23 protein-coding genes, 1 tRNA gene and 1 pseudogene are annotated in these 23,199 nt (G+C 50.6%); 16 read left to right on the top strand and 9 right to left on the bottom strand.

The genetic code is table 11. The features are described from left to right. Window positions 1-28 precede the first annotated feature (28 nt). The 14 genes from ACTHTS_RS03650 to ylqF all read left to right on the top strand — a co-directional run bounded on the left by ACTHTS_RS03650 (window position 29) and on the right by ylqF (window position 11,515). Window positions 29-649 (top strand): phosphoribosylanthranilate isomerase, encoded by a 621-nt coding sequence (locus ACTHTS_RS03650; protein WP_107848691.1) that lies wholly within the window; start codon window positions 29-31, stop codon window positions 647-649. Window positions 650-685: 36 nt separating this feature from the next. Then, entirely contained in the window at window positions 686-1,288 is a 603-nt protein-coding gene (locus tag ACTHTS_RS03655) for a DNA glycosylase (RefSeq protein WP_107848692.1), read from the top strand. A 4-nt stretch (window positions 1,289-1,292) separates the two neighbouring features. After that, window positions 1,293-1,703: a hypothetical protein gene (locus tag ACTHTS_RS03660; RefSeq protein WP_107848693.1), complete on the top strand. Its 411-nt coding sequence runs from the start codon at window positions 1,293-1,295 to the stop codon at window positions 1,701-1,703. Between the two features lie 112 nt (window positions 1,704-1,815). After that, complete coding sequence (gene trpB / locus ACTHTS_RS03665) at window positions 1,816-3,018, top strand: tryptophan synthase subunit beta (protein ID WP_440369250.1); 1,203 nt, start codon at window positions 1,816-1,818, stop codon at window positions 3,016-3,018. A 193-nt stretch (window positions 3,019-3,211) separates the two neighbouring features. Then, window positions 3,212-4,117, top strand: coding sequence for a DMT family transporter (locus ACTHTS_RS03670; protein ID WP_070590726.1), 906 nt, complete (start codon window positions 3,212-3,214; stop codon window positions 4,115-4,117). A 52-nt stretch (window positions 4,118-4,169) separates the two neighbouring features. Next, window positions 4,170-5,459: an adenosylmethionine--8-amino-7-oxononanoate transaminase gene (gene bioA / locus ACTHTS_RS03675; RefSeq protein ID WP_440369251.1), complete on the top strand. Its 1,290-nt coding sequence runs from the start codon at window positions 4,170-4,172 to the stop codon at window positions 5,457-5,459. Then, window positions 5,456-6,112 carry a dethiobiotin synthase gene (bioD, locus tag ACTHTS_RS03680; RefSeq protein ID WP_440369252.1) on the top strand — a complete coding sequence of 219 codons (657 nt, stop codon included), beginning with the start codon at window positions 5,456-5,458 and terminating at the stop codon, window positions 6,110-6,112. Before bioA ends, bioD begins: the two co-directional genes overlap by 4 nt. Continuing rightward, a complete protein-coding gene (locus ACTHTS_RS03685) occupies window positions 6,102-6,596 on the top strand; it encodes a chorismate--pyruvate lyase family protein (RefSeq protein WP_440369253.1) in 495 nt (164 codons plus the stop codon). The genes bioD and ACTHTS_RS03685 overlap by 11 nt, the downstream gene beginning before the upstream one ends. 173 nt (window positions 6,597-6,769) lie before the next feature. Beyond that, window positions 6,770-7,690: a 4-hydroxybenzoate octaprenyltransferase gene (gene ubiA / locus ACTHTS_RS03690; RefSeq protein ID WP_107867495.1), complete on the top strand. Its 921-nt coding sequence runs from the start codon at window positions 6,770-6,772 to the stop codon at window positions 7,688-7,690. Window positions 7,691-7,958: 268 nt separating this feature from the next. Further along, complete coding sequence (gene ptsN / locus ACTHTS_RS03695; RefSeq protein ID WP_049344012.1) at window positions 7,959-8,408, top strand: PTS IIA-like nitrogen regulatory protein PtsN; 450 nt, start codon at window positions 7,959-7,961, stop codon at window positions 8,406-8,408. A gap of 3 nt (window positions 8,409-8,411) precedes the next feature. Beyond that, window positions 8,412-9,374 carry an HPr(Ser) kinase/phosphatase gene (gene hprK / locus ACTHTS_RS03700; protein WP_004520066.1) on the top strand — a complete coding sequence of 321 codons (963 nt, stop codon included), beginning with the start codon at window positions 8,412-8,414 and terminating at the stop codon, window positions 9,372-9,374. Beyond that, entirely contained in the window at window positions 9,355-10,209 is an 855-nt protein-coding gene (rapZ, locus tag ACTHTS_RS03705) for an RNase adapter RapZ (protein WP_440369254.1), read from the top strand. Before hprK ends, rapZ begins: the two co-directional genes overlap by 20 nt. Before the next feature lie 34 nt (window positions 10,210-10,243). Further along, on the top strand, window positions 10,244-10,480 hold the full coding sequence (locus ACTHTS_RS03710; protein ID WP_003684875.1) for a lipoprotein: 237 nt from the start codon (window positions 10,244-10,246) through the stop codon (window positions 10,478-10,480). A gap of 93 nt (window positions 10,481-10,573) precedes the next feature. Then, the gene (gene ylqF, locus ACTHTS_RS03715) at window positions 10,574-11,515 is read left to right on the top strand and encodes a ribosome biogenesis GTPase YlqF (RefSeq protein WP_377073150.1); all 942 of its coding nucleotides are present in this window, start codon (window positions 10,574-10,576) and stop codon (window positions 11,513-11,515) included. Between the two features lie 55 nt (window positions 11,516-11,570). Here the strand turns inward: ylqF and ACTHTS_RS03720 are convergent, their stop codons facing one another. From ACTHTS_RS03720 to ACTHTS_RS03745, 6 genes and pseudogenes are all read right to left on the bottom strand, one after another. Next, the gene (locus tag ACTHTS_RS03720; RefSeq protein ID WP_440369255.1) at window positions 11,571-12,164 is read right to left on the bottom strand and encodes a LolA family protein; all 594 of its coding nucleotides are present in this window, start codon (window positions 12,162-12,164) and stop codon (window positions 11,571-11,573) included. 58 nt (window positions 12,165-12,222) lie between these two features. Further along, window positions 12,223-14,445: an NADP-dependent isocitrate dehydrogenase gene (locus ACTHTS_RS03725; protein ID WP_440369256.1), complete on the bottom strand. Its 2,223-nt coding sequence runs from the start codon at window positions 14,443-14,445 to the stop codon at window positions 12,223-12,225. A 172-nt stretch (window positions 14,446-14,617) separates the two neighbouring features. Further along, window positions 14,618-14,827: pseudogene (locus tag ACTHTS_RS03730) on the bottom strand (beta-ketoacyl-[acyl-carrier-protein] synthase II); the annotation flags it as partial. A gap of 22 nt (window positions 14,828-14,849) precedes the next feature. Continuing rightward, entirely contained in the window at window positions 14,850-17,168 is a 2,319-nt protein-coding gene (locus tag ACTHTS_RS03735; RefSeq protein ID WP_440369257.1) for an MMPL family transporter, read from the bottom strand. 93 nt (window positions 17,169-17,261) lie between these two features. Beyond that, on the bottom strand, window positions 17,262-17,879 hold the full coding sequence (locus ACTHTS_RS03740) for a 4'-phosphopantetheinyl transferase family protein (RefSeq protein WP_440369258.1): 618 nt from the start codon (window positions 17,877-17,879) through the stop codon (window positions 17,262-17,264). 52 nt (window positions 17,880-17,931) lie between these two features. Then, window positions 17,932-18,054 (bottom strand): hypothetical protein, encoded by a 123-nt coding sequence (locus tag ACTHTS_RS03745; RefSeq protein WP_440369452.1) that lies wholly within the window; start codon window positions 18,052-18,054, stop codon window positions 17,932-17,934. 238 nt (window positions 18,055-18,292) lie between these two features. On the opposite strand from ACTHTS_RS03745, the gene ACTHTS_RS03750 reads away from it, so the two are divergent. Both ACTHTS_RS03750 and ACTHTS_RS03755 read left to right on the top strand, forming a co-directional pair. After that, window positions 18,293-18,385 (top strand) — tRNA-Ser (locus ACTHTS_RS03750). 81 nt (window positions 18,386-18,466) lie between these two features. Then, window positions 18,467-19,027: a pseudouridine synthase gene (locus tag ACTHTS_RS03755; RefSeq protein ID WP_049332414.1), complete on the top strand. Its 561-nt coding sequence runs from the start codon at window positions 18,467-18,469 to the stop codon at window positions 19,025-19,027. Between the two features lie 55 nt (window positions 19,028-19,082). Here the strand turns inward: ACTHTS_RS03755 and ACTHTS_RS03760 are convergent, their stop codons facing one another. The 3 genes from ACTHTS_RS03760 to ACTHTS_RS03770 form a co-directional block, all read right to left on the bottom strand. Then, on the bottom strand, window positions 19,083-19,889 hold the full coding sequence (locus ACTHTS_RS03760; RefSeq protein WP_440369259.1) for a DUF4198 domain-containing protein: 807 nt from the start codon (window positions 19,887-19,889) through the stop codon (window positions 19,083-19,085). A gap of 151 nt (window positions 19,890-20,040) precedes the next feature. Next, window positions 20,041-21,417, bottom strand: coding sequence for a DNA repair protein RadA (gene radA / locus ACTHTS_RS03765; RefSeq protein WP_440369260.1), 1,377 nt, complete (start codon window positions 21,415-21,417; stop codon window positions 20,041-20,043). A gap of 95 nt (window positions 21,418-21,512) precedes the next feature. Continuing rightward, window positions 21,513-22,985: a S41 family peptidase gene (locus ACTHTS_RS03770; RefSeq protein ID WP_004520081.1), complete on the bottom strand. Its 1,473-nt coding sequence runs from the start codon at window positions 22,983-22,985 to the stop codon at window positions 21,513-21,515. Window positions 22,986-23,199: the final 214 nt, after the last annotated feature.

Here is a 23,199-nt window from a genome sequence, read left to right on the forward strand (position 1 = left end):
GACCCATCTGTTTAAAAAGGCAATCCCCATGAACACCATACGCACCAAAATTTGCGGTATTACCCGACCTGAAGACGCGCTGGCTGCGGCCGAATTGGGCGCGGATGCCATCGGGCTGGTGTTTTACGCCAAGAGTAAACGGGCAGTGAGTATTGAGCAGGCGCAGGCGGTTGTGAAAAACCTGCCGCCGTTTGTATCGGTGGTGGCCTTGTTTGTGAATGAAAACGAGCAAACCATCTGCGAGATTTTGCGTCAGGTGCCGATAGATGTGATTCAGTTTCACGGCGATGAAGACGATGATTTTTGCCGTCGGTTTGACCGCCCGTATTTGAAGGCCGTACGCGTACAGTCCGCTGCCGATATTCAGACGGCCTGTGCCAAATTTCCGAATGCCCGCGCCTTGCTGTTTGATGCTTATCACCCGACCGAATACGGCGGTACGGGACAAAGTTTCGACTGGACCATGTTGCACGGCAATATCGGCAAACCGTGGATACTTGCCGGCGGATTGACTGCGGAAAACGTTGCCGAAGCGGTAAAAATCAGCGGCGCGGCGGCGGTGGACGTGTCCGGCGGCGTGGAAATCTCCGGCGGGATTAAGAGCAGGGAGAAAATGGCGGCGTTTATTCAGGCAGTAAAGGCCGTCTGAAATTTTGTTTGAATTCAAAGAAACCGGAATACATATATGCAAGAGCCAATCGTTGAATCCCACCCCTTCGCAGCCTTGTTGCCGCCGCAGGCAACGGTCATGATGATGGGGACGTTTCCGCCTAAAGAAGAAAAACACGCGATGCAGTTTCATTATCCGAATTTTCAAAATGATATGTGGCGTGTGTACGGGCTGGTGTTTTTCGGCGATGCGGCGCATTTTCAAAAGCAAGGCGAAAAAGCGTTTGATGCCGATAAAATCAAAGCGTTTTTGAGTGAGAAGGGGATTGCATCCTGTCCGACCGTGTTGAAGGCAATACGCGAACATGGCAATGCTTCGGATAAGTTTTTAAAAGTAATAGAAACTGTCGATTTGGCGGCAGTATTGGCGCAAATGCCCGAGTGCCGCCATCTTTGCACCACTGGTGGCAAGGCAACCGAAGTTTTGTTGGAGATTCAAGGCAGCGGCATGAAAATGCCGAAGGCCGGCGAAACAGTGCCGTTTCCCTATGCTGGACGTGAGTTGACCCTGACGCGCCTGCCTTCGACTTCGCGTGCCTATCCTTTGAGTTTGGCGAAAAAAGCGGCGGCGTATCGGGCTTTTTTTGAAACGGCTGGATTGACTGTTTTTCAGGAGTAGAGCGATGGACCGTTATGAAATTTCTTTAATGACGTTTATGGCTTTGTGGTGGCTTTTTAATGTCGTCTCAGTGTGGCTGAAGGCTAAACAATGGCATATCAAGGTATTGTTGGGCGGAACGCTTTTGTATGTGATACAAATATCTGCAGTCATTATGTCTGTTAACGGCCTTAATTGGATATTTTTGAACGTAAGCACTATAAATACCAATGAGTTGATTATTGCTTTGCTTGTGCTTAACTTTCTAGGTTGTTGGTTGCTGGCACTGTGGCTGGGGATGTTGGCATTAAAAATATGCCTAAGAAACAAAAACGAAGAAAAATATATCGCGCCGCCGTTGGGTACGGCATTGATTGCAACATCGAGCTGTACGCTGTTGTTCCTATTTTGTCTGCTGATATTATTATTCAATTAGTTGCCGACAAGATGAATGGAAAACGGCTATAATTGCTGACAATTTTTACTTTCAGACGGCCTTGTATTGAATCAGGCCGTCTGAAACCATAAAACGAACAAGGAAAAATCCCATGAAAAATTATCACGCTCCCGACGAGAACGGCTTTTTCGGCGAACACGGCGGCCTGTACGTTTCCGAAACCCTGATTCCGGCTTTGCAAGAATTGGCAGAAGCCTATAAAGCAGCGAAAGAAGATCCTTCATTTTGGGAAGAGTTCCGCCATGATTTGAAACACTATGTCGGCCGTCCCAGCCCTGTTTACCATGCCGCGCGCTTGTCCGAGCATTTGGGTGGCGCACAAATCTGGCTGAAGCGTGAAGATTTGAACCACACCGGCGCACACAAAGTCAACAACACCATCGGTCAGGCATTGCTTGCCCGCCGCATGGGCAAAAAACGCGTGATTGCCGAAACCGGCGCAGGTCAGCACGGCGTGGCTTCTGCTACCGTCGCCGCCCGCTTCGGCATGACTTGCGACGTGTACATGGGTGCAGACGATATCCAACGTCAAATGCCCAACGTGTTCCGCATGAAATTATTGGGTGCGAACGTGGTCAGCGTCGACAGCGGCAGCCGTACTTTGAAAGACGCGATGAACGAAGCCATGCGCGAATGGGTCGCCCGCGTGGACGACACGTTCTATATCATCGGCACTGCCGCAGGCCCTGCGCCGTATCCTGAAATGGTACGCGATTTCCAATGTGTGATCGGCAACGAAGCCAAAGAACAAATGTTGGAAGCCATCGGCCGCCAACCTGATGTTGCCGTTGCCTGCGTGGGCGGCGGCTCGAACGCCATCGGTTTGTTCCATCCCTATATCGAAGAAGAAAACGTGCGTTTGATCGGCGTAGAAGCCGGTGGTTTGGGTGTGGATACGCCTGACCACGCCGCACCGATTACCAGCAAAGCCCCTATCGGCGTATTGCACGGTTTTCGCAGCTATTTGATGCAGGACGAAAACGGTCAAGTCTTGGGTACGCACTCCGTTTCCGCAGGCTTGGACTACCCAGGCATCGGCCCTGAACACAGCCATTTGAACGACATCAACCGCGTGGAATACACCGTTGCCAAAGACGACGAAGCACTCGAAGCCTTTGACTTGCTTTGCCGTTTTGAGGGCATTATTCCTGCGCTGGAATCCAGCCATGCCGTTGCTTGGGCGGTGAAAAACGCGCCGAAAATGGGCAAAGACCAAGTGATTTTGGTTAATCTCTCCGGTCGCGGCGACAAAGACATCAATACCGTGGCGAAACTCAAAGGCATTGAGTTGTAAGCCTTATTGATTGAGCAGTAAAGGCCGTCTGAAAAAGCTGGGTTTCAGTCTTTCAGACGGCCTTTGTTTCCATAATGATCAGCGTAGTATTTTATCCGCGCAAACTCTATCAAGTATCGTCGGCTAAGGGAATTTATCCTTCCAAACCGATCTTGCACGCTTTCTAAACCAATTATTCAATTTATCCATCACCATGAAACATTTAGCAATCCATCTAAAACTATTGGGCATGGCGGCGTTTTGGGGCGCATCTTGGCCGATGGGGCGGATGCTGGGACAGGCGCTGCCGCCTTTAACGGGCGGTATGTTGCGCTTTTTGACGGCGGCAATCTTGCTTTTGGGCTGGCTGTTTGCACGGTATCGATTGCGTACTTTGGCGGTTTTGTCGCGTAAACAATGGCTTGGATTGGCACTGGCGGCGGCATTCGGCGTATTTGGTTTTACCGTATTGTCTATGCTGGGTTTGCAGCGGATTCCTGCTTCAAGGGCGACGGTGTTGGTCACGTTCAATCCTGTGTTGACGATGTTTTTTGCGGCTTTGCTGTTTGGCGAGAAGCTCAACGGCAAGATTGTGTCGGGTATGTTGTTGGCAGTGGCAGGCTCGATATGGGCGGTTACGCATGGCGAGATTGCGGCATTTTTGTCGGGCGGCGGTATAGGGTGGGGCGAAGTGCTGGTGTTTTGCAGCCTTTGCTGCTTGGTTACTTATACGATGATAGGCAGGGCGGTGTTGCAGGGGATTGATGCGCTGACGGTCACCGTGGCCACCGCTTGGCTAGGTGCAATGATGTTGCTGCCGCCTGCGCTGATTTCAGACGGCCTGCCGTTTGGTATGCTTGCCGAAATGGACGGTAGGGGCTGGTTTGCTTTGATTGGTCTGTCTGTCGGGGCAACGGTTTTGAGCTATGCGTGGTATTTTGAAGGCGTGAAGACTTTGGGCGCAGGCAGCGCGGCGGCGTACATTACTTTGGTGCCAGTATTCGGCATTTTATGTTCCGCTTGGTTTTTGGGTGAGGCATTACATGTTTCCTTAGTTGCCGGCTGTTTGGCGGCGGTGGGCGGATTGGCGTTGATGCAGTACGGAAGACGTGCCGTCTGAAATAGGAAATATGTTATATAATAATGAAACTAATCAAACCATTGTTTTAAACATGTCCGAACATTCCTTCCTGCTCGATTTCGACCGCGACCATCTACTCCATCCCTATACGTCCATGACTGCCCCGTTGCCTGTTTATCCGGTGCGCCGAGCGGAGGGTGTGCATATCGAATTGGCGGACGGCACGCGGCTGATTGACGGGATGTCGTCTTGGTGGTGTGCGATACACGGCTACAATCATCCCGTTTTGAATCAGGCGGTTGAGGCGCAGATTAAGCAAATGTCGCATGTGATGTTTGGCGGTTTGACGCATGAGCCGGCGGTGGCGCTGGGCAAGTTGTTGGTCGGGATTTTGCCGCAGGGTCTGGATCGTATTTTTTATGCGGATTCAGGTTCGGTTTCGGTGGAAGTCGCGCTGAAGATGGCAGTGCAATACCAGCAGGCGCGGGGTTTGACGGCGAAACAGAATATTGCGACGGTGCGGCGCGGATATCATGGCGATACTTGGAACGCGATGTCCGTCTGCGATCCGGAAACGGGGATGCACCATATTTTCGGCAGCGCTCTGCCGCAGCGTTATTTTGTCGATAATCCGAAAAGCCGTTTCGACGATGAGTGGGACGAGGCGGATTTGCAGCCTGTCCGCGCCTTGTTTGAAGCGCATCATGCGGACATTGCCGCCTTTATTTTGGAACCGGTCGTGCAGGGCGCGGGCGGCATGTATTTTTATCATCCGCAGTATCTTCACGGTTTGCGTGATTTGTGCGACGAATTTGATATCGTGTTGATTTTTGATGAAATCGCCACCGGCTTCGGGCGAACGGGCAAGATGTTTGCCTGCGAACACGCGGATGTCGTGCCGGATATTATGTGTATCGGCAAGGGCTTGAGCGGCGGCTATGTGACGCTGGCGGCAGCAATCACTTCACAAAAAGTCACCGAAACGATTTCGCGCGGCGAAGCGGGCGTGTTCATGCACGGGCCGACATTTATGGCGAACCCGCTGGCGTGTGCCGTTGCCTGCGCTTCGGTCAAACTGCTTTTGTCCCAAGATTGGCAGGCAAATATCCGCCGCATCGAAAGCATCCTGCAAGGCCGTCTGAAAGCTGCATGGGACATTCGCGGCGTGAAAGACGTGCGCGTTTTGGGTGCCATCGGGGTGACCGAGTTGGAAAAAGGCGTGGATATGGCGCGTTTTCAAGCGGATTGCGTGGCGCAGGGCATTTGGGTGCGCCCATTCGGCAGGCTGGTGTATTTGATGCCGCCTTACATTATTTCAGACGGCCTCTTGACCGAACTTGCCGATAAAACCGTGCACATTTTGAAGGAACACAGCAAATGAAAGGCATTTACTTCGTCAGTGGCATTGATACGGACATCGGCAAAACTGTCGCCACCGGTATGTTGGCAAAACAATTGTTGCAGCAAGGCAAAAGTGTGATCACGCAAAAGCCTGTGCAAACCGGTTGCAAAAACATCGCCGAAGACATCGCCGTCCACCGCAAAATCATGGGCATACCCATGCAGGAAGCCGATGAACAGCGTCTGACTATGCCTGAAATCTTCAGCTATCCCGCCTCGCCCCACCTTGCCGCCCGTCTGGATGGCAGGGATTTGGACTTGGACAAAATCCGTACCGCCACGCAAGAATTGGCGGCGCAATACGAAATCGTCTTGGTCGAAGGCGCGGGCGGATTGATGGTTCCGCTGACGGAAGATTTGTTGACTATTGATTATATTCAGCAACAGACTTATCCCGTCATTCTCGTTACCAGCGGACGGCTCGGCAGCATCAACCACACCCTGCTCAGTTTCGCCGCGCTTAAACAATACGGCATCCGGTTACACAGCCTGATTTTCAACCATATTCACGACAGCAAAGATGAAACCGTTGCCGGCGATACCTTGGAATATCTCAAAGGCCGTCTGAAAGATGAGTTTCCCGAAGCCAAATGGCAGGAATTGTCCAAGATAGAGGTGTCAGATGGAGCTTGATATACCGCGTGGCACGCTTTGTTCACATGCCGAAGCTTCAAGTCTTTTGTCGTCTAAGGTCGGACATCTGCTGACTGTTTCTTCGCTAACCGCTGCTTTACGTGCTTCCGGTAAGGATTTTTCAGTCGAGCCTGTGTATTTGGGTTTGACGAAGAGTACGGAAAACGGAGACGAAATCTTTGTGCGCGATGTTTTGCTCAAACTGGACGGCGAAACAGTGATACAAGCCAGAAGCGCGTGCCGGCCGGATAGCCGTCTATGGACAGAATTATTAGATTGTGGAACGCAGCCTTTGGGCGAGCGCCTGTTTGACGGTACATTGCCGTTGAAACGTTCGGATTTTGAGTTTCTTCGTTTTGAAGATTCCGACTATCCATCTTTCAGACGGCCTGTTACCGCGCGCCGTTCGTATTTCGATTGGAACGGCGAAACATTGGAATTAACAGAATATTTCTTATTGAAATTAATAGATTTATACCGCTAAGGCTGTCTGAAAATAAAACAGATTACCGATGTTTGTCATAATTCTGTTATAATACAATAAATTAAATTGTTAAGATCTGTTTGATTTCAGACGGCAATAAATTATAATAAGAGCTAAGGCTCTAAAAAGCCTTTCCTTCCGAATCGACACATAAACAACGACACATTACATCAATGAACATAAGGCGCTTTTTTCTACAATTTCTACCGCGTTACGCTGTCGGACGGATGGTAATATACGCCAAACTGATGCGCGTCGACAAACCCATTGGCACACTGCTTTTGCTGTGGCCGACTTATTGGGCGTTGTGGATTGCCTCTAAAGGCGTTCCTGACTCCGATATTTTTCTTGCCTTTAGTGCAGGCACATTTTTGATGCGCAGCGCAGGTTGCGTGGTAAATGACTTTGCCGACCGCAATTTTGACGGTGCAGTAGAGCGCACTAAAAACCGCCCGTTTGCCAAAGGTTTGGTTTCTAAAACCGAAGCGCTGCTTTTGACCGTCATGCTGTGTATGATGGCAGCTTTATGCTTGGTGCAGCTCAACCGCTTTACTTGGCTGATGAGCCTTCCTGCCTTATTTCTGGCCATTACATATCCCTTTACCAAACGCTTTTTCCCGTTGCCGCAGTTTTATTTAGGACTGGCATTTTCGTTCGGCATTCCTATGGCCTTTGCCGCCGTGCAAGGCCGAGTGCCTCCCGAAGCGTGGCTGATGTTTACCGCCAATGCCTTATGGACGTTGGCTTACGACACAATTTATGCCATGGCGGACAAAGAAGACGATTTGAAAATCGGCATTAAAACTTCGGCAATCACATTTGGCCATCACGACATTACTGCCTCTATGCTTTGCCATTTTTGGTTTACGGTATTGATGGCGGTGTTGGGTATTAAAATCGGTGCAACTTGGCCGTATTGGTTGATATTGCCGATAACTGTTTATTGGCAGTATCAGCAATATGTTGTCATCCGTACGCGCAATCGCCAGTTGTGCTTCCAAACGTTTTTGGCCAACAACCGCATCGGTTTGGCGTGGTTTTGCGGATTGGTCTGCCATTATTTCTGGTTGTTTTTGGTTTCCAAACTGTTTTAAAAAACTAGGTTGAGGCCGTCTGAAAAGAAGGGAAAAGGGGTATGCCGGACATACCCCTTTTCATTTGAATCATAGTTTGGCTAATGATAGAATTTTTACTTTAAATCCAATATAAGCAAGCAGTTGGATTATTTTTAGCTCGTTAAAAAATATCAAAAACAACATGGAAAATGTTAGCGAGACGAGTGTAAATTACGCCTTCAGGATTGAGATTTGCACCGACAATCGGTACAATCCCATTGTTTTGCGACATTTAAAAGAGATACACATGAGCCTGATCGGCGAAATTTTACCTTTGTCCCATATCGTTTTGGATTTGGAAGTCAGCAGCAAAAAGCGTCTGTTTGAAGAGGCTGCACAGCTGCTGGAGAATGAAGCAGAATTACCGAATACCAACGTGTTCGACTGCCTGTTTGCCCGTGAAAAACTTGGTTCGACCGGTTTGGGGCAGGGGGTGGCGATTCCCCACGGTCGTCACGCATGCGTGAAAAAAGCTACCGGTGCGTTTATCCGCACCAAAGAGCCGGTTGCCTTTGATGCGCCTGACGGTAAACCCGTTTCCCTGATTTTCATCCTGCTTGTGCCTGAAAACGCTACCGGCGAACATTTGGAAGTCTTGTCCAAACTGGCCGGCAGATTCTCTCAAAAGGCCGTCCGTGAAGCATTGATGGCTGCGACTTCTGCCGAAGAAGTACGCACACTCCTGACCGAAGAGTAATTCATGCCCAGCATATCCGTCCGCCGCCTGTTTTCCGACAATCAGCACAAACTCGAACTTGCTTGGGCTGCCGGCAATTCCGGCGCGGACAACCGTATCGGTGTCGAAGCCGATAAACCCGTCTTGGCCTTGGTCGGCCACTTAAACTTTATCCATCCCAACCAAATTCAAGTTGTCGGCGTAGCCGAAGCCGAATATTTACGCCGTCTGGAATCGGGCGAACTCAACTATGATTTCGGCGAGCTTTTCGACATCCCCATGTCTTTGGTTATCGTCGCCAACGGCTTGCCGGTTTCGCCCAAATTGCGCGATTATTGCCATACCAACAGTATCCCCTTACTGACTTCTAAACAGGAAAGTCCGCACCTGATGGACGTTTTGCGGATTTATCTGCAACGTACATTGGCGACTTCCACCATCAAGCACGGCGTATTTTTGGATGTATTTGAAGTGGGCGTACTCATTACCGGGCAATCCGGCTTGGGTAAGAGCGAATTGGCATTGGAGCTGATTTCGCGCGGCCACAGCCTGATTGCCGATGATGCAGTCGAACTTTTCCGTACCGGTCCAGAAATGCTGGAAGGCCGTTGCCCGCCGATGCTGCGTGATTTCCTCGAAGTACGCGGCTTGGGCATACTCAATATCCGCCATATTTTTGGTGAAACCTCCATCCGTCCGAAAAAAATCCTCCAGCTGATTATCAATTTGGTTCCGGCCGACGATGGATACATGAAACAACTCGATCGATTGAGCATCCGTACCGAAACTGAATCTATCCTCAACGTCAGTATCCGTTCCGTTACCCTGCCTGTTGCAATCGGTCGAAACTTAGCAGTATTGGTTGAAGCTGCAGTGCGCAATTACATCCTTCAATTGCGCGGTAAGGACAGCACCAAAGAATTCCTCGAACGCCATCAAACACAACTCAAAGAAAACGAACAAAACCATGAAAATCGTCCTGATTAGCGGCTTATCCGGCTCAGGAAAATCCGTAGCCCTCAAGCAGCTTGAGGATTTGGGCTATTACTGTGTCGATAACCTTCCTTTGGAAATGCTTCCGTCGTTGGTTTCACTCCACATCGAACGTGCCGATGAAACCAAACTCGGTGTCAGCGTTGATATCCGTTCCGGTATCAATATTCAGGAAGCGCAAGAGCAAATCCAATATTTGCGTCATGAAGGGCATCAAGTAGAAGTCCTCTTTATTGAAGCAGAAGAGGGCGTGTTGGTACGCCGCTTCTCGGAAACCCGCCGCGGCCATCCTTTGTCCGGCCATAATCTGACTTTGTTGGAAAGCCTGCAAAAAGAACGCGAGTGGCTCTTCCCGCTTAGAGACATCGCATATTGCATCGATACGTCCAAAATGAACGCACAGCAGCTGCGTTATGCCGTTCAACAATGGCTCAACATTGAACGTATTGGCTTACTGGTTATTCTTGAATCCTTTGGTTTCAAATACGGCGTTCCCAACAATGCCGACTTTATGTTTGATATGCGCAGCCTGCCCAATCCGTATTACGATCCGGAATTGCGCCCCTTTACCGGCATGGATAAGCCTATTCAAGATTATTTGGGCCAGCAGCCGTTGGCTCAAGAAATGGTTGATGACATCGACCATTTTATTAGCCGCTGGTTGCCGCGCCTGCAACAAGAGAGCCGCAGTTATGTAACGATTGCCATCGGTTGTACCGGCGGTCAGCACCGCTCCGTTTATGTTGTGGAAAAACTGGCCGAACGCCTCAAAGGCCGTTACGAACTCCTTGTCCGCCATCGTCAGGCACAAAGCTTGGCAGGACGCTAACTTGCCGTTTCAGACGGCCTCAAAGGAAGAAACCATGAAAAAAATCAGTCTGACTGCATTATCCCTGCTTATCTTAACCGCCTGTGCAACAGAACCTGTCACTGCTTACCGTTGGCATCGTACCGGCGCGAGCGAAGCTGAAGTTTCTCGCCAAATCAATACCTGCAAATCACAAGTTCAAAATGGAACCAAACGTGGCAATACATCCAAAACTTTTGAGCAGTGCATGGATGAAGCAGGTTATTACAGCTACGAGCATGGCAACCTCTAAATCCTGATTGACCGATTATCCAAATACCGAGGCCGTCTGAAAAACAATGATTTTTCAGACGGCCTCAGATACGAATAGAAAGAATAAAAAGACATGGCTATCCAATGGTTTCCCGGCCACATGAACAAGGCAAAAAAAGCCATTGCCGAACGCATTAAAAGCGTTGATATGGTGATTGAGATGTTGGACGCGCGTATGCCTGCTTCCAGCGAAAACCCTTTGCTTGCCCAGTTGTCCAAAGGCAAGCCCAAATTGAAAATCTTAAACAAACAAGACCTTGCCGATCCCGAGCGCACCAAAGTTTGGCTCGAACACTACAATAGCCGCCAAGATACCCGCGCCATTGCGCTTGATTCTTCCGAAACCGGCGCTCATGGCAAAATTACCCAAGCCTGCCGTGCCATGATTCCTCATCGTCAAGGTATCGAGAAGCCGTTGCGTGTTCTGATTTGCGGTATTCCCAATGTCGGCAAATCCACCTTGATTAACGGCATGATCGGCAAAAAATCTGCCAAAACCGGTAATGAACCCGGTATTACCAAAGCCGAACAGCGCCTTTTTCTTGCAGACGATTTCTGGCTTTACGATACCCCCGGTATGTTGTGGCCAAAAATTATCGTCGAAGAAGGCGGCTACAACCTTGCGGCCGGCGGTGCAGTTGGACGCAACGCGCTGGATGAAGAAGAAGTGGCACTTGAGCTTTTGGATTACCTCCGCCGCCATTATCTGGCCCTGTTGCAAGAGCGCTATCAAGCCGACAAAGATCCAAGCAGTCATTGGGACGATACTTCTTGGCTGGAGTGGATTGCCAAAAAACGCGGTGCGGTTTTGAGCGGCGGACGGATCAACTATCAAAAGGCCGCTGAAAATATCCTGACCGATTTTCGCGAAGGCAAAATTGGCAGAATCACGTTGGAAACGCCAAATCAATGGGAAACTTGGCTGAAAAAAGCCAGACAGAAAGAGGCCGAACTTAAAGCCATTCGCGAAGCCAGAAAGGCGGAAAGAAAAGGGCAGCAGCCTTCAGCCGATTAATATATAAGGCCGTCTGAAATGTATTTTCAGACGGCCTTTTGTTGGAATAGACAATTTAGAGGGCGGTACGGCTGAAGCTGTCCAGAGCTTTATCGGTTTGGATTTGGTTGAACTGCATGATGGTTTTGTCGCCTTGTTTTTCGTCCAATTCGATTTTTCGTACCAGCGTATCGCCGTTGATTTCGATACGGTTGAAGATTTGGCGGGTAATGGCGGTTTTCGGAGTCAGGGTCAACGTCCATTTTTTCTCGTTGCCGTTTAATTTCAAATCAAATTGTTTTTCCAAGCCTTGGGTATTGCCTCCCAAAAGGTCGAGGAAGAGTTTGATTTGGCGGCTTTGGCCGTTGAGTTTGCTGGCATTTGGGTTGACCCATTGGCTGCCGTTCCATTGCATGATACCGTCTGAACGCACGCGCAGGGTGGTTTCAAATGGTTTTTGCATTTTCCAGAGCAGGCCTTTTTGTGGGACAAGGGTAAAGCTGCCGCTGGTGGTCATGGGTTTGCTGAGGGATTTGAGCTGGCGTTGTTGGACAAAATTGCCTTGCACGTTTTGCGGTTTTTGCAAGGTTTGTGCCAATTCGGCAGGGGAAAATGCCCACAAAGCCGGAGAGCTGATGAGAAGAGTAAGAGAAAGAATGGTTTTTTTCATTGTGTTTCCATAAGGTTTGAGGCCGTCTGAAAGTTCAGACGGCCTTTTATTGCTTTAATTATAAGGCTGACAAGGCCTGATTAAAGGTTACGCTTGGACGCATCGCTTGTGCAGCTTTTTCAGGATTGGCTGCGTAGTAGCCACCGATGTCGACCGCTTTGCCTTGTACGGCAGAGAGTTCTTCAACGATTTTGGCTTCGTCGGCAGTCAAAGCGGCTGCCAATGGAGCAAATGCGGCTTTCAGTTCGGCATCTTTGTCTTGCGCCGCCAATTCTTGCGCCCAGTAGAGGGTGAGGTAGAAATGGCTGCCGCGGTTGTCGAGTTCGCCTGCTTTGCGTTTAGGCGATTTGTCGTTCAACAGCAGTTTTTCGGTGGCTGCATCCAAAGTGTCGGCGAGGACTTGGGCTTTGGCATTACCGGTTTTTTGCGCCAGATGTTCAAACGATACGGCAAGAGCGAGGAATTCGCCCAAAGAGTCCCAACGTAAGTGGTTTTCTTCGAGAAATTGTTGAACATGTTTCGGTGCGGAGCCGCCCGCGCCGGTTTCAAACATACCACCGCCATTCATCAATGGAACGATAGACAGCATTTTCGCGCTGGTACCCAGTTCCAAAATTGGGAACAAGTCGGTCAGGTAGTCGCGCAGGACGTTACCGGTTACAGAGATGGTGTCTTCACCGTTTTTCAGACGGCCTAAGCTGAATTTAGCGGCTTCTTCAGGAGCGAGGACGCGGATGTCGAGGCCGTTTGTATCCAGTTCGGCAAGGTAAGCTTTAACCTTGGCGAGCAGACTCTTGTCGTGCGGACGGTTTTCATCGAGCCAGAACACGGCTGGTGTATTGCTCAGACGAGCGCGGTTAACAGCGAGTAGTACCCAGTCTTTAACCGGAGCGTCTTTGGTTTGGCACATACGCCAGATGTCGCCGGCTTCAACGTCGTGTTGCATCAGGACATTACCTGCTGCATCAATGACTTGAACTTGGCCGTCAGCTTCGATTTCAAAAGTTTTGTTGTGCGAACCGTATTCTTCGGCTGCTTGCGCCATCAGGCCGACGTTAGGAACGGTACCCATGGTTGTCGGGTCAAATGCGCCGTGTTCGCGGCAGAAGTCGATGGTTGCTTGGTAAACACCGGCGTAGCTGCTGTCAGGAATCACGGCTTTGGTGTCTTGCGCTTTGCCGTCTTTATCCCACATACGGCCGGAATTACGAATCATCGCAGGCATAGAAGCATCGACGATGACATCACTAGGAACGTGCAGGTTGGTGATGCCTTTGTCGGAATCAACCATGGCCAAATCAGGGTTGGCTGCGTAAACGGCGGCGATTTCAGCTTCAACGGCGGCGCGGGTGTCCGCATCCAGTTTGTCCAGATTGGCAAGCAGGTTGCCGAAGCCGTTGTTGACATTGACGCCTGCGGCAGCCAGTTTGTCACCGAATTTTTCAAATACAGGCGCGAAGAATACTTTGACGGCGTGTCCGAAGATAATCGGGTCGGACACTTTCATCATGGTGGCTTTCATGTGCAGCGAGAACAATACGCCTTTAGCTTTTGCGTCTTTCACTTGTTCGGCAAGGAAGGCGAGCAGGGCTTTTTTGCTCATTACGGTCGCGTCGATGATTTCGCCGGCTTTCAGGGCAACAGGCTCGCGCAGCTCTTTTTTGTTGCCTTGTTTGTCGGTGAATACGATGGATACGGAAGTTGCTTCAGGTACGGTAACGGATTGTTCGTTATGGAAAAAGTCGCCGCTTTGCATGGTGGCAACGTGGGTTTTGGAGTCTTTCGTCCATGCGCCCATGCTGTGCGGATGTTTTTTCGCAAAGTTTTTCACTGCCTTAGGCGCGCGACGGTCGGAGTTGCCTTCACGCAGGACAGGGTTTACCGCGCTGCCTTTGATGCGGTCGTAACGTTCGCGCACGGCTTTTTCTTCATCGGTTTGAGGGTCAGCAGGATAGTCGGGAACGGCAAAGCCTTTAGACTGCAATTCTTTAATCGCGGCAGTCAGTTGAGGTACGGATGCGCTGATGTTCGGCAGTTTGATCACGTTTGCATCGGGTTGTTTCACCAGTTCGCCCAATTCGGCAAGCGCATCAGGTACGCGTTGCGCTTCGGTCAGGTATTCGGGAAACGCCGCCAAAATACGGCCGGAGAGAGAAATGTCGCTGGTTTTGACATCAATATCAGCGTGGCGGGTAAACGCCTGCACGATTGGCAACAGGGATTGAGTGGCCAATGCAGGAGCTTCGTCGGTGTAGGTATAGATAATGGTGGATTTAGTCATGGGATTATTCTCTATGTAGGTTAAGTTTTTCTTTTCGGGCACATCGCGAGATGAAACGTGCTAAGCCTATTATGGCATATTTCGGCGGATTTGGTTGTTGTTTTGATGTTATTGTTTTTTAAGTTGCGGAAAAGAAAAAGGCCGTCTGAAAAGACAGCCTAAATATAAGGACTTATCCGATAATCAAAACAGCATTGCTGCCGTCGAAGGCAAATGATGAGCTGGCGGCGATGCGTTTTTCAGACGGCCAGCGGCTGTTTTCGTCGGTCAAAGCGATGTTGGGCAGCTCGGAATCGGGTATGTTGTTCCATTGTTGCGGCGGAAGTTTGCCTTCCGGATTGTATTGGCGGTTGGCCATCAACCAGGCAAATGCGGCTTCGATTTCAATCGTCTTCATCTTTTGTCTAATTTTTCAACAATGTACCTGCCAGCCAAATATTGAATGCCACACCGATGGTAACCGTCATGCCGAACGCGGCAACAGCGGGCGTGCTGCTGATGGCGAGCAGGGCAAAGGAAATGGCTGTCGTCGCTGCGGCAAGCAGCATACCGCCTAATTTTGCCGGGGCGCTGTGGTGTGCTGTGGCGGCATAGACGGCATAGTCCACGCCGATGGCGGACACTAAAAGCAGGCCGAACATGGCAAACAGGCTGACGGGAATGCCTGCCAAACCGAGTACGGCAACGGTGCAGATGGCGGCGGCCAGCGGCACGGCAAGGATTTTGCTGCCGCGTTTGAAACCAAACATTTTCCACAAAAGCAGCCATGCCAACGCATAGGAAGCCAGTTTTAACCATGCGGCCTGATTGCGCGTGTGGTGGAAAAGCTCGTTTAAGTGGGCGCGTTTGTCTGCCCAATGTACGCCGGAGACGTGTTGCGCCGCGGCGCGTACGGCGGCTTCATCGGTCATGCCGTTCAAACGCACGACGGCAGCAAAACGGCCTGGTTCCACTTCGCCCAAATACAAGGAACGCCAAGCTTCTGCCAAATCGGTATTCAGGCCGTCTGAAAGCGACAATGGTTGCGTGTCGGCAGCTTGAAGCAGGGCATCGCGCACAGTTTTGCGCGGAATACCGATTTCTGTGAGCGGTTTCCAGCTATCAGGTAATTTGGTCAATTCGCGCAGGCGGTTTTGTAGTTTTTGTTGTTCCGTTGTCGGCAGGATGAATTGGTCGGGCGATTGGATGCCGGACAGTTTGCCTTGCGCGATTAAGGGCTGCAGGGCGCGGCCGAGTTCGGCGGTTTTCTTCAACAAGGCATCTTCGCTTTGTGCTTCGGCCACCAAATATTTGCCGCCAAAATCCGTGCCGCTCAACTGGCCGATTTGTTGTACTTCGGTCAACATCGCGGTCGGCATATTGACCCATTGACGGATGTCGTCACGCCAGTCGCTGCGCCACAGTCCGACTGCCAGCAAAACTCCGCCCACGATTAACCAGCCGCGTTTGTGTAGGCGGTTTTTCAGACGGCCTGACAAGGAATAGAGCTTTTCGGTTAATGCGGCAAAAGGCACGGTTTTGGCACGGTAGCGGCGAAACAGCGGCGGCAGCCATAAAACGGTGGCACCAAACGCGCCAAATAAAGCGAAGCCTGAAAATACCGCGGTTTGGCGCAATACAGGCAAAGGGGTGAACCACAGCAGCGCATAGCCCAAGACGGTAATTGTCAGGCTGACGGCAAAACTTGGCAAGACATGTTTCATTGCCGATTCAGCCTGCCAAACGGTCTTTTCAGACGGCCCGAATACCGACGGAGCAAGCCAGTGCAACGGGAAATCCACCAACATACCCACCAAGCTGGTGCCGATGACGATGGTCAGGATATGCACTTCGCCGAACACCAATAAAGCAACTGCCAATCCGGTCAACATACCGGCGGCCAGCGGCAAGGACAGCAAAAATACTCGGCCGCTGCGGAAGACCCACAACAGCAGCGCAAAGGTCAGCCCAAGTCCGACCATGCTCATCAGCCGACTTTCTTTTTCTGCGGCTGCTTTGGATACGGCGGCAAACAATGCGCCACCTGCGCTTAAGGTTTCCGCGCCGTTTTCCGAAGCGATTTGACGGCTTTGCGCCATCAGCGGTAAGAGGGCATCGTTGCCGGAAAATTGATCGCCGCCGGCGAGCCGTCCGCGCAAGAATACCCAAGTTTTGCCTTTGTCTTCGGCAAACAACATACCGTTGTCCATGTCCCACTGTAAACGGCTTTGCGGATTGGCCTTGTCGGCAACAAAGCGTCCGAAGCCCAGCCAGTCTTGTTCTAAAGACAAAGGCGAGGGGGCGGCAAACGGATTGGCCGCGGCTTCTGCCCGAGCCTGAAAATAGGCTTGCGGCTGCTCAAACAGCAGGCGTATTTCGTCTTGCGGCAAAACTGCCAAACTCAGCTTCTGCATATCCGCCCGCACTTTATCCAAATTCGGCGTCATGCTGCTGTCGACTTGTTCAAATACGCCGCTTTTGCGCCATGCATCGGCAATTTGTGAGGCCGTCTGAAAAGCGGTTTCGGCATCGGTACTGCCTGCAAGCAAAATGACTTGCGAATTGAGCTGCGCTTCTGCGGCTTTATCTGCAGCCGTCAGTAAGGCATCGGGTTGCTGCTCGCTTGGCAACAATGCGGTCAAATCGGTTTGGATGCGCGCTTGTGAAGCAAAGGCATAAACCAAAAACAGGGTAAGAAACAGAATAAGGGCAGTATAGAGGCGGTTTAGGAGGCGAAGATTCATCGTTCAGACGGCCTTTTGCAAATGCTGCTGTTGGTGTGTGGAATAAGTAAAAGTGCAGTAAATTAAATCAGATTATTATTATTTTGTCAGTTGTTAGATAGTTTGCCGGTCGGTTAAATCATTGGGCTTGAGCGAACCGAAAAACTGCCATTGCAGAGCGACGGCTTTTCCCTTCCAAACGCAGGCAAGTGCCATCGTATCCGCTAAAATCGCGCTTGTGCCGTGCCAATCGGTTTGCTTTCCAGCGCGTAAACCGACGGGTTGCCCTGAATCGAAAACATAGCCGACCGATTTCATATCCGACGGAAAATCCAAATTCGCAGCTTTAATCAATGCTTCCTTGAAACACCACAATCGGTAAAACGTTTCAGACGGCCAGTTTTCCGTTTCCAAAAAGTCTTGTTCTTCCTGAGTGCAGACCAAAGCCGACAACGCTTTGAAATCGCGCGGGCGGATAAATTCGATATCGACACCGGCTATTAAGGGATGAGGCGCACACAATAAAGCGGCAAAGCCTTTGCTGTGGCTCAGCGATACAGTCGGTAAATCGGTTTGCTGTTTTAACGCTCGGCTGACTTGCCAGTCCTGACGCTGCGCCAGTTGCGGCGTGGCAGCCAAACGTTGGGAATCGGCTGCGTTTAGAGACGCATGGTCGTAGCTGGCGGCAAAAGACGGATCGGCCAGCAGGCAGTGAAGGGGTGTCGTATCCATAAAATAGAAAAATGCCAAACTTCATGTTGAAGTCCGGCATTTTTGACATTGCTTAGTGGAAGCTGCCTTTCAAAACCACACGGCTGTTGAATGTAGCGATGTGGCATTCGTATTCGTTACCGCCTTTGGTTACTTTGTTAAGTTTGGGAGTTACTGGATTGTGAATAAGTAGCAAGCATCAAGGCTGATACAGCAACCAAAGTGAAAGTGTAATATACGGACTTCTTTGTAAGTAAGAGTGAAAAAAGGTTTACAGAAAACAGAATCATTTTAACATATATGAAAGAAGTATAAAAATAGGATGATGTAAAAAATATTATATTTTTATTTAAATGATTTCATGGCGTTAAGAAAGTTTGAGGCGGTAATGCTTGACGAAGGAGGGCAGAAAGTGTATATTGCGATCTTCCTTAGGAGTAATGGCTGAGAGGCTGAAGGCACTTCCCTGCTAAGGAAGCATGTGGGGTCAACCTGCATCGAGGGTTCGAATCCCTCTTACTCCGCCAAATATGAAAGACACCGTTTTATACGGTGTCTTTTTTATTATCCGGAATTGCTTGAAATCCAAGGCCGTCTGAAAGTGTGAAATGAACGATTTGATTATTCTAAACAAGCCTTATGGCGTGATTTGCCAGTTTTCTGCACATGAAAAACATCAATGCCTTAAGGATTTTGTCGAGAAACCGGGATTTTATCCAGCCGGCCGTTTGGATACGGACAGCGAGGGTTTGCTGCTGCTGACCAATAATGGCCGTTTGCAGGCGCAGATTGCCGATCCGAAATTTAAGCAGGTCAAAACTTATTGGGCGCAGGTGGAGGGTTCTCCTGATGAAGCCAAATTGGATTTGTTGCGCCGTGGCGTAGATTTGGGCGATTTTGTCACTCGTCCGGCTGAGGTCAGGGTATTGGAAGAAGGTGAAGCGGATGTTTTATGGCCGCGCGTGCCGCCGATTCGCGTGCGTAAATCCGTGCCTGATTTTTGGGTGGAAATCAAAATTTCGGAAGGGAAAAACCGTCAAGTGCGAAGGATGACGGCGAAAGCAGGCTTTCCATGTTTGCGCTTGGTTCGCGTGGCAATAGGCCGTCTGAATCTGTTTGATTTGAATTTGGAATTGGGACAATGGCAGTTTGCGCCGCATCGTCCTTAAATAGGATGAATAAAGGCCGTCTGAAATATTCAGACGGCCTTTCGTTATGGAAAAATTAATGATGTGAATGACCGATTTGGAAGGTCAAAGTGGTGTAGTTCGCCTGTTTTTGGCACACGCTTTGATCGGGGAAATCGGCTTTGTGTTCTACGTTGGCTTTCCAGAAACCTTGGCGCAATGGAATGATGCTGACTTCGCCTTTGTCATCGGTGGTGTCGGAGAAGGCTTGGGCTTCGGTTTTATGGGTTTTACTGCGGTCGCTGGTGTCGAAGCCGTCAAATGTGGCGGTAACGGTGGCGTTAGGCAGCGGCTCGCCATTGAAGAGGACGCGGACTTTGAAGCGTTCGCCGACGTGGACGTTGGCTGGGTTGTCCAAAGGTACGATTTCCAAATGTTGGCCGACTTGCTTGGTAATGATGGCGGTATCTGCGCTTTCGTGGCCAACATTGACGATGTTTTTGCCGAACATACGGGTTTGTTCGCAATAGCTTGCATCAGGCATTTCTTTGATGCTTGCCTGCTTCCAGCCCGCGCTGTTTTTTGACCAGAAAGTCGGTTGGTATTCGGCGGTTACCAAGTAGCTGCCGTCTTTGACTGGCAGTTTGCTGCGGTATTGGTAATTGTATGTGCCTTTTTGAATCATGTTTTCTTTGCCTTTTTCAGTCACCAGTTGCATGGGTTTGCTGAAAATGTGCAGGCGGTCTTTGGCGATGGGCTCAAGCTCCGGGAATTCGCCATAGCCCAATTCGGCTTCAAGGTATTCGCCGCCATGTGTGTGGGCGGTTTCAACCCAAACGCGGTGGGCGTGTGCGGCAGTGCTGAATAGGAAGGCTGATGCGATAAGCAAAGCGGTTTTTTTCATGATTTCTCTCCGATTTTCGATGTGTAGAAAAGATAGAATAAAGTCGTTCGTTATAATATAACAAAATTATTTAAATTTAAAGAGAGGCCGTCTGAAAACTTTTAGACGGCCTTTTAGATGATTGTTTTTTGAATCAGATTATCGAAACGGTTTAGTCCCCGTCACGACAAACATCAATCGCTTCTTGCAAACTGCTGACGCCGTAGATTTTCAGGTTCGGAAACTCTTTGGCATTGCGCGGCATATTAGCTTTGGGGACGATGGCGCGTTTGAAGCCGAGTTTTTTCGCTTCTTTGAGCCGTTCTTGTCCGCGTGCGACGGGGCGGACTTCGCCGCTCAAACCGATTTCGCCGAATGCGACCATTTTTTCGGGCAGCGGGCGGTTGCGGAAGCTGGAGAGCATAGCGAGGATGACGGCGAGGTCGGCGGCAGGTTCGCCGATTTTGACGCCGCCGACGGCGTTGAGGAACACGTCTTGGTCGAAGCAGGCAATGCCGCCGTGGCGGTTGAGGACAGCGAGCAGCATGGCGAGGCGGTTTTGTTCGAGGCCGACGGTGAGTCGTTTGGGGGTAAAACCGTGTGCATCATCGACCAATGCCTGAATTTCGACCAAAAGCGGGCGGCTGCCTTCCTGTGTGACCAAAACGCACGAACCGGGCGTGTCGTCGCGGTAGCTGGCAAGGAAGATGGCGGACGGGTTGGATACGCCTTTCAAACCATTTTCGGTCATGGCGAATACGCCCAATTCGTTTGCCGCACCAAAACGGTTTTTGATGGCGCGTATCATGCGGTAGTTGGAGTGTTGGTCGCCCTCGAAATACAGCACGGTATCGACCATATGCTCCAGCACGCGCGGGCCGGCAATCGCGCCGTCTTTGGTCACGTGTCCGACCAGTATCATGGCGATGCCCATCTGTTTCGCCATACGCGTCAGTTGGGCGGCACACTCGCGCACCTGCGACACGGAGCCGGGGGCGGAAGTGATTTGGTCGGAATACATGGTTTGGATGGAATCAATGACGACGACTTCGGGCTGATGCTGTTTTAAGGCCGTCTGAATCGCTTCCATGCGGATTTCGGCAAGCAGGTTCACGCCTTCGGTGGGCAGATCCAAACGTTGCGCGCGCAGGGCAACTTGTTGGGCAGATTCCTCGCCGGAAACGTACAGCACTTTGCGGTTTTGCGCCATTTTGGCGATGGTTTGCAACAGTAATGTGGATTTGCCGATGCCAGGGTCGCCGCCGAGCAGGATGACCGCGCCATCAACCAAACCGCCGCCCAATACGCGGTCAAGTTCGCCCATGCCGGTCGGATTGCGCGGCACTTCGGTGGCGGTAACGGCGGATAGGGACTGGACGGTCGAGGTATCCGCCGCCCAAGATTGGAAGCGGGCGTTTTTCGGTTCGGGCGCGGCAAGGCTTTCCTGAAGCGTGTTCCACTCGCCGCAATGCGGACATTTGCCTTGCCATTTCGGGGAAGTGCCGCCGCATTCGGTACATTGGTAGATGGTTTTGGGGGCTTTTGCCATAGTGTTTTCCCTGTGGAATATTTGATGTGTGAAAAGGTCGTCTGAAAACAATCATATCGTTTTCAGACGACCTTTTTTATTGAGAAATAACAGTTTTATTTTTTGCTGTCTTTATCTGCATCTTTTTTCGGCGCAGGTTTTTTCGCTGCCAAGCCCAAAGATTTTTGCCATTCGGCTGGATTTTTCACCAAGTCCAAGGCTTTGCGAAGCTGATCATCTTTGGCCGGATTTGGAATGCGGCGGCTGGAGATGTCTTCGTCTTTGTCTTTTTTGGATTTGTCTTTATCGGCTTTGGTTTCGGCGTTGGCAGGCGTTTCAGTGCTGCTGTTGACGTCTTGGCCGCCCAACGGATTGCCGATATGGCCGACCAAATCGGCTTCGCGGCTTTCAAAGGCGCGGTCTTTATCTTTGACTTCAACGTCAGGAACAATGCCTTGCGCTTGAATCGAGCGGTCGTTTGGCGTGTAGTAAAGGGCGGTGGTCAGTTTGACTGCGCTGCCGCCGGAAAGCGGAATCAGGGTTTGCACTGAGCCTTTGCCGAAACTTTGTGTGCCGACGACGACGGCACGTTTATGGTCTTGCAATGCACCGGCAACGATTTCGGAAGCAGAGGCCGATCCTGCGTTAATCAGGACGGTCATAGGAATGGTTTTCAGCTCGGCAGGCAATCCGGCCAACGGGTCTTTGCCGCTGGTGGTGATGTAGTCTTCGGCAGTTGCTTTGAGAACCATGCCTTCTTTTTTGTTGCGGCCTTTGGTGCTGACAACGGTTACGTCAGGTTGCAGGAAGGCTGCGGATACGCCGACTGCACCGTTGAGCAGGCCGCCTGGGTCGTCGCGCAAGTCGAGGATGATGCCTTTGAGCGGGCCTTTGTTTTCTTTGACGAGGGCTTGTGCGGCTTCGTTGAGCGCGGCAACGGTGCGCTCTTGGAATTGGGAGACGCGGATGTAGCCGTAGTCTTTTTCAAGCAGGTGATGGCGCACGCTTTTGACTTTGATGATGGCGCGGGTCAGGTTGACGACGATGGGTTTGTCGGCATTTTTGCGTGAAAGGGTCAGGGTAATTTTGGTACCCGGTTTGCCGCGCATTTTTTTGACGGCTTCGCTGACGGTCAGGCCGCGCGTAGAGGTATTGTCGATTTTGACGATGAAGTCGCCGCTTTTCACGCCGGCACGTTCTGCCGGAGTGTCTTCAATCGGGGCAACGACTTTGACGAAGCCGTCTTCTTGTCCGATTTCCATGCCCAGACCGCCGAATTCGCCGCTGGTGGATTCTTTCATTTCGGCATAGCCTTTTTTGTCCATATACTCGGAATGCGGATCGAGATCGGACACCATGCCTTTCATTGCGCCTTCGAAGAGCTCAGCATCGGGTTTGTCTTGGTAATAGTTGGCTTTGATTTGGCCGTACACTTCTGCCATAGTGCGGATGGTTTGCACGGGCAGGGCCTCGTTGTCTTTTTTGTCTTTTTCGGCGGCAAAACTTTGTACACTCAGACTGAGGGCGATGCCGCTAAATGCGCCGAGAGTGTAGATTGCAACTTTTTTTAAAGTGGATTTTGTTGACATTCGTTTGACTTTCTTTTTGTGTACGGTAAGCAAAGTGGTTTTTGTTTTCTCTGAACCCGTTGACTTTATGTGATTTAAACTCTTGGAACAATAAGTTTAAGGTAAAAGTTTGTTGTTTAATGTGCTGAACAGGCGTGAAAATCGTGTTTTATTGTAGTTTATGATGAAAATTCAGACGGCCTGGAGTGAAAATTCACTCAGGCCGTCTGAAGCA

Source organism: Neisseria sp. P0019.S003 (genome assembly GCF_051957115.1).
Lineage (GTDB): Bacteria > Pseudomonadota > Gammaproteobacteria > Burkholderiales > Neisseriaceae > Neisseria > Neisseria flavescens_D.